This is a genomic window from Gluconobacter sp., assembly GCF_047723935.1.
GTDB lineage: Bacteria > Pseudomonadota > Alphaproteobacteria > Acetobacterales > Acetobacteraceae > Gluconobacter.
Genome location: NZ_JBDOBO010000107.1, coordinates 1 through 6528, shown reverse-complemented (window position 1 = coordinate 6528; position 6528 = coordinate 1). Strand labels below are relative to the sequence as shown.

Annotated in this window: 7 protein-coding genes; 5 read left to right on the top strand and 2 right to left on the bottom strand. The window is 57.3% G+C overall.

The features are described from left to right. Positions 1–188: 188 nt before the first annotated feature. Positions 189–3146, top strand: coding sequence for a Tn3 family transposase (locus tag ABF979_RS15905; protein WP_415560675.1), 2958 nt, complete (start codon positions 189–191; stop codon positions 3144–3146). Positions 3147–3164: 18 nt separating this feature from the next. On the opposite strand, the gene ABF979_RS15900 is transcribed toward ABF979_RS15905, so the two are convergent. After that, positions 3165–3404, bottom strand: coding sequence for a hypothetical protein (locus ABF979_RS15900; RefSeq protein ID WP_415560674.1), 240 nt, complete (start codon positions 3402–3404; stop codon positions 3165–3167). Between the two features lie 2 nt (positions 3405–3406). Continuing rightward, complete coding sequence (locus ABF979_RS15895) at positions 3407–3658, bottom strand: type II toxin-antitoxin system prevent-host-death family antitoxin (RefSeq protein ID WP_415560673.1); 252 nt, start codon at positions 3656–3658, stop codon at positions 3407–3409. A 431-nt stretch (positions 3659–4089) separates the two neighbouring features. Between ABF979_RS15895 and ABF979_RS15890 the strand changes: the two genes are divergently transcribed. The 4 genes from ABF979_RS15890 to ABF979_RS15875 form a co-directional block, all read left to right on the top strand. Next, positions 4090–4332, top strand: coding sequence for a type II toxin-antitoxin system RelB/DinJ family antitoxin (locus ABF979_RS15890; RefSeq protein WP_265783005.1), 243 nt, complete (start codon positions 4090–4092; stop codon positions 4330–4332). Continuing rightward, positions 4329–4619 (top strand): type II toxin-antitoxin system RelE family toxin, encoded by a 291-nt coding sequence (locus tag ABF979_RS15885; protein WP_415560672.1) that lies wholly within the window; start codon positions 4329–4331, stop codon positions 4617–4619. Before ABF979_RS15890 ends, ABF979_RS15885 begins: the two co-directional genes overlap by 4 nt. 2 nt (positions 4620–4621) lie before the next feature. Further along, complete coding sequence (locus ABF979_RS15880; RefSeq protein WP_415560671.1) at positions 4622–5704, top strand: hypothetical protein; 1083 nt, start codon at positions 4622–4624, stop codon at positions 5702–5704. 205 nt (positions 5705–5909) lie between these two features. Further along, on the top strand, positions 5910–6528 hold a 619-nt coding region (locus tag ABF979_RS15875; protein WP_415560670.1), incomplete at its 3' end, for a restriction endonuclease.

The following is a 6528-nucleotide window of genomic DNA, read 5'->3' as shown; positions in this document are numbered from 1 at the left end:
GGAAAACTCTATAACGGCTTCGTCACGCCAATAGACTGAATTGTGCAACAGAGCCCCCCATGACTGCAAAACATATGGTACCACCTTTATGAGACACAGCACACGGCTGTATTCCATGACGTGTTGCACTTGTCCGGGACAGTCCGTCCAACGATCCCCTTCCGGACACATGAAGGAGACATCCGATCATGGCGCGGCGCCGTCTTCTGACCCGTGAAGCTCTCGCCCGACATTACGAGCCTTCTGTCGATGATCGCGAGATCACGAGACATTTTACACTCAGCCAGGATGACTTCGATCTGATCGCAACCCGCCGCGGAGAAACCTCCCGATTGGGTTTTGCGATGGTCATGCTCTACATGCGCTGGCCGGGACGGGTGCTGGAATCTGGTGAAACACCACCGGCTCCCATTCTGTCATTTGTTGCGCGGCAGCTCGACCTGTCCCCTGGGCTCTGGTCCCATTACGGACGTCGTGACGAAACCCGTCGATCCCATCTGGCCCACCTGATGAAGCGTTATGGCTACCGAACCTTCGATCGGTCGGCATTTCATGACATGACCGGTTTCGCGATGCCAATTGCACATCATGTGACCCAGCCATCCCGCATGGCTGCGATCCTGATTGACGAGATGCGTCGCCGAAGCATTCTCCTGCCGTCGGTCACTGTCATTGAAGCCTTGGTGCGCCGTGCTCGCCAGCAGGCCGATCACCTTGTCCATGACGTCCTTGCAGGGGATCTGCCGCTGGAAACCCGTTGTCGTTTGGACAAAATGCTGGAGCGTCGTGGCGATCGCAGTGCCTCCTCGCTCTCGTGGCTGCGTAACCCGCCCCTGTCACCAGCCGCGCGCAATATCCTGCGATTGCTGGAACGCCTGGAGTATGTACGATCCCTGAACCTCGACAGCGCTCGCGCCACGACCATACCGCGTGTGGCCTTTGACCGTTTGAGCGAAGAAGCTGCCCGGATTACGCCCCAACATCTGGCCGAGCTTCAGTCATCCCGTCGTTACGCCATTCTGGTGGCAGCCGGGGTCCGACTTGAGGAGGTTCTAACCGACGCGACCCTCACAATGATGGACAAACTCCTCGGAAGCATGATGCGCCGTGCCGAGCACCGGATCCGTGACAAAGCGATTGTCACCATGCGATCGTTGCAGGCCCAGCTTCGTCTGCTGACAACCTCCTGCCGTCATCTGATTGAGGCGCGTGATCAGGGTGTTGATTCACTGTCTGCCATTACGGGAATTGACTGGCCCCGCCTCCAGGACGCCATCGGCAGGGCTGAAACCCTGACAGCTCCAGAGACCATTGATCGCACGGCCGAACTGATCAACCGGCATCGCTCTCTTCGTCCTGCCATTGGTCCATTCCTGAACGCGTTCCAGTTTCAGGGTGGTCGCACGGTACAGGGATTACTGAAGGCGGTGCAGATCATTGGAGACCTCTATCGGACCGGTAAACGCCGCTTGCCTGACTCCTGTCCGATCCGTTTCATTCCGCCTTCCTGGCACAGCTTTGTCAGGCCAGAGGGAACAGTCATACGACAGGCTTACGAACTCTGTGTTCTGACCCAGCTGCGCGAGCGTCTGCGTGCCGGAGACATCTGGGTAACGGAAAGTCGCCAATACCGCGCATTCGACACCTACCTTCTTCCGGAAGCCACGTTTGCAGCGATGCGCGCGCAAGGACCGTTGCCTCTGGCGATCAATGCTACGGCTGACACGTTCCTTTCTCAACGGCGTGCAGTGCTGGAAACCGCGCTGAACCAGGTGACGGCTCTTGCCAGGAAGGGCGAGTTGTCACAGGTCCGGCTTGATGCACATGGTCTTGTGATTTCGCCTCTGAAAGCAATTACACCCCCTGCTGTGGAAGAGTTGAGGCGGGCGGCTTACGACCGGCTGCCACGGATCAAGATTACTGATCTTCTGCTGGAAGTGGACCGCTGGATCAGATTCACCGACTGCTTTACCCATCGCCGTTCCAGCCGTGTCGCGGATGACAAAAACGCCCTGCTGACGGTGATCCTGGCGGATGGGATTAATCTTGGTCTGACACGCATGGCCGACACCTGTCAGGGTGCCACCCTGCGCCAGTTGGCGCATCTGCATGACTGGCATATCAGCGAGGCCGGATACGCCGAAGCCCTTGGCCGTATGGTTGCAGCCCATCGTGGGCTGCCCCTGGCGTCACTCTGGGGAGACGGCACATCGTCCTCAAGTGATGGTCAATTGTTTCATGCAGGTGGCAGAGGCGCTGCGATCAGCGATATCAATGCGCGCAATGGCAGTGAACCGGGCGTCAGTTTCTACACCCACATCTCCGATCAGTATGATCCGTTTTCGACCCGGGTGATTGCTGCGACGGCCGGTGAAGCGCCCTATGTTCTGGATGGACTGCTTTATCATGCTAACGGACTTTCCATTGAAGAGCATTATACAGATACGGGTGGGGCATCGGATCATGTTTTCGGGCTGATGCCCTTCTTTGGTTATCGATTTGCGCCCAGGATACGGGATCTGAAAGAGCGGAAACTTCACCTTTTTCCGGGACAACACCCGGGCGAACTTCTGGGTGGGATGGCCGGTGACCTGATCAATACCAACCATATTGTGGAACACTGGGACGACCTGCTGCGTCTCGTCACATCTATTCGGAGTGGAACCGTGACCGCTTCGGCCATGCTGCGCAAACTCGGATCTTACCCCCGTCAGAATGGTCTGGCTGTGGCTTTGCGCGAAGTCGGCCGGATCGAACGGTCAATTTTTATGCTCGACTGGATACAGGATCTGGATTTGCGCAGACGAACCCAGGCTGGACTCAATAAGGGAGAAGCCCGGAATGCGCTGGCTCGGGCGCTCTTCTTCAATCAGCTTGGCGAACTGCGGGATCGGCGTTTTGAAAATCAGGCCTATCGGGCGTCAGGTCTGAACCTGCTGGTGGCAGCGGTCATCCTATGGAATACGCGCTATCTTCAGTCTGCCATCACGACGCTCGGTATTTCAGATGACCTGGCCCAGCATATCGCACCCCTCGGCTGGGAGCATATTTCTCTGACAGGCGACTATCGCTGGAATGTCGATGAGCAGCCCGAAGCTGGCGCGTTACGACCGCTTCGGGTACCTGCATCCCTACTTGTTGCGTGAACCTCAATGTGGCCAGTTCTACAGGTGTTCACTCCAAGCGTACGTAAAATACACTTTCGTGTCGTGATCCCGGTTAGGAGCCGGCAGGCGTGTTGTTACCGGAAGCAGAAGAAGATAGTTCTGGTTGTCCCGTGCCACAAAAGCGGCAGCAACAGTGGTCGGGCGATCCTTGCGTCCTTCGCTTTCTCCGCGCGCGTCCTGCCAGTGCCATAGATAGGGGTATCGCAAGACCATTCCTGGCCGAAAATCGATGCTCATGGCTAAGGAGTAATGTCCAGCAGGTAGCCGTCGATTGCTTGTCCAATGTCCCGGGCCAGATCGGCAGGCATGTCCGCTGTCGCGCCGACCACACGCCTGTCGGCATCACGGGCTGTCAGTGCCTCATATTGTTCAACGCTGAGCATGATCAGGCGCGGTTTACCGCGCTGGCTGATTGAGACCGGACCTTGCAGGGCACTGGCGATGATGTCGCCTGACTTACGAGACAGGTCACTGGTCGAAAATGTGCGCATGATCCCCTCCTTCAATGAAGCGCAATAATACAGCAAATACAGCATTGATGTAAATGACGGAGATTATCACGGAATATGGTGCGGCATTGTGCTGCTTTCGCCGCAACACAATGTTGGTTTTGTCTGAATTTAATTGCCTTCTGGGCCGAAGATACGGCACGATTTGCCTTGCGTTCGGCACGAGACTCCGCGGGGCTTGAAAGCCCGGTTTCCGGCTGATTATCCTTATATTCTGGATTTTTTCGACTGGCGTTGTGGTCGGATTTTTTATGTCCGACAAGAGAAATTATCGGACATAAAAACGGGGGAGGGGGCAGAAATGAGAAAAGAATCTGGCTTCAAGTTAATGGTCGGTTAGGTTGAATTGGAACTCCTTGCCTTCACGTTTGTAAAGGCGTATTTTCGGGCATATCTGGCAAGGAGAAAAGAGTATGGCGTCCATCAATCTAAGGATCGACAGCACCCTGAAGGATCAGGCTTATGCCCGTCTCGCGGAGCTGGGCGTGACGCCGTCCGACCTGATCCGCCAGACCTTCGAATATGTCGTGCAGACCGGAAAACTGCCCGTCTCGCGGCATGTCCTCTCCAGCGAGGACGCGGATCTGCTGCAGGTGGTGCGTGAACGTCTTGCCGCACCACAAGCCCCTGTAACGGTGACACTGGATGAGCTGTGAGCCTCTATACGCTCCAGTTCGACCCGCGCGCCCTGAAGGAGTGGCGCGGGCTTGATCGCACAATCCAGATACAATTCAAAAAGGTTCTGGCCAGACGGCTGGAGGCGCCCCGGGTTGAGGCCGCCCGCCTATCTGGTACGCTGAATGACTGCTACAAAATCAAGCTCAGGGCCAGCGGCTACAGGCTTGTCTACCGGGTGATCGACAGCCAGGTTGTCGTCCTCGTTCTGGCGATTGGCGAGCGGAACCAGTCCAGGGCCTACGAACAGGCCGGGAAACGGCTCTGAGTATGCGCATCGAACGTCTTACCGCTCGCCCAGACGATGTAGCGTCCGCCCTGACCCGTACTGCCCTGGCATTTGGCGCCCTCGACCACCAGCTGCGCCGTCACCCTCTGCGCGAGGCTGTGCTGTTCAGGGCGCGGCTGGAAGCAGCCCGGCAGTGCGCGGCCGTGGATGGTTTTCTGATCGATCCCTGGCAGCTGGCCGCGAGCCTTGAGGGGTTGCGACCGCGCATACGCGGCCAGGATGTGTACGAGCGGGGCAGCGAGGTCGATGCCCTGCGTTACGCCTTTGAACAGTATCAGTGGCTTGCCCGGGCTTCAGCATCTCAGGAAGAGCGGATTGCCGAAGCGCTTAGCCGTGCAGCCCTGCCGGTTGGCCGTCTGGGTGTGCTGTGGGGCAGTGCTCTGGCCTTCCGGGAGTGGATCGAAGGCGGTGAGGCGCGTGCCCCCTTCCGTGGGGCGCTGGTGCGTCTATGGCAGGCGGCGGCATTTCGAACCGGCATCTCCTGGGATGAGCGGCGCTGGATCCCTGCATGGCTGGGTGCTCTGCAGCGCGAAGCGGCCGGGATCAGGGATATGGTTCAAACGCTGGAGCGCTCCTGGCGGGACGCGCGGGCGCAGGCCGGTGATCAGCGGCGTAATTCGAAAGCCGCTCTGGCCATCGACATCATTGCCGCCCATCCGGTTATTTCGGCCACGACCCTGGCCGCGCGGCTGTCAGTGTCGGTTCAGGCCACCTGTGTCCTGCTGGAGCGGTTCGTCGAACGGGGGTTGGTCTTCGATGTAACCCGGCGCTCGGCCCGGCGGCTTTTTGCGCTGAAGGATCTCGTGCCACTCCGGGAAGCAATAGGCGTACGGGGAAAACCGGTGGCAGGACGTAAGCGGGGGCGGCCTCGGCTGGGAGAGGATGCCGATCCTGTCGATCAGACTATTGCCTTGGCCGAGGAGACGTTTAAGCCTTTACCCCGGTGGCAAGCTGATTTCTCCGAATTGGAGACGGCCATGAAACAAGCGGAGAGCGTCATGATGAGTGTGTGGAATGATTGTCCACGTGCATCACCATTTACAGAATGGGATGAGCAACAATAAATAGGCGCCATGCTGGCCAACATACGGTTCCTCAATTTTGCGACATGGTTGATTGTTACCCTGCGTTCCTCGTACATCCATGCGTAGGAATAACCCTGAGCGGTCGCATAGGATGTCTGCTTCATGGTCTCGTCGGTCTCATGATATAAGCTTAAAACGCTCAGATGACCGGCACAAAACCGTTACAAGTCCAAGGTCTTACTCGATGTCCGCACTGTCCCAGCTTCTCGATACCCTTCGCCATATGGCCGTCACCGAGCCCGAAAAAGGGACATATTTTGAGGAACTGACCATCTGCTATCTGCGGACGGAACCCAGCTATGTCGATCTCTACGACATGGTCTGGCCCTACAAGAAATGGGCACGGGAAGAAGGGCATCCTGCCAACGATACTGGCATTGACCTTGTGGCCAGAGAGCGGGGGACAGGCAATCTCCATGCCATCCAGTGCAAATTTTACGCGCCAGACCATAAGATAACCAAGAAGGATATCGACACCTTCTTCTCTGCGTCCGGCAAACGCTGGTTCTCTCATCGCGTTATCGTTGCGACCACAAACCATTGGAACAGCAACGCCGAAGACACACTGGCCAACCAGCACCCGCCAGTCAGCAAGATTGATCTGCTGGACCTTGAAACCAGCGTCATCGACTGGTCGCAGTATCAACCGAAGCAGAAGCCTGTCCTGCGGGAGAAAAAGAAGTCCCACGAACATCAGAAAGCAGCCATCGGGAATGTGCTGGCCGGTTTCAAAACGCATAACCGTGGGCGTCTCATCATGGCCTGTGGAACAGGTAAGACCTTCACAAGCCTGAAACTGGCAG

Excerpts from the sequence above, each read along its gene's own strand:
- ABF979_RS15880 (WP_415560671.1), top strand. The coding sequence starts at position 4,622 with ATGCGCATCGAACGTCTTACCGCTCGCCCAGACGATGTAGCGTCCGCC.
- ABF979_RS15895 (WP_415560673.1), bottom strand. The coding sequence starts at position 3,658 with ATGCGCACATTTTCGACCAGTGACCTGTCTCGTAAGTCAGGCGACATC.
- ABF979_RS15900 (WP_415560674.1), bottom strand. The coding sequence starts at position 3,404 with ATGAGCATCGATTTTCGGCCAGGAATGGTCTTGCGATACCCCTATCTA.
- ABF979_RS15890 (WP_265783005.1), top strand. The coding sequence starts at position 4,090 with ATGGCGTCCATCAATCTAAGGATCGACAGCACCCTGAAGGATCAGGCT.
- ABF979_RS15905 (WP_415560675.1), top strand. The coding sequence starts at position 189 with ATGGCGCGGCGCCGTCTTCTGACCCGTGAAGCTCTCGCCCGACATTAC.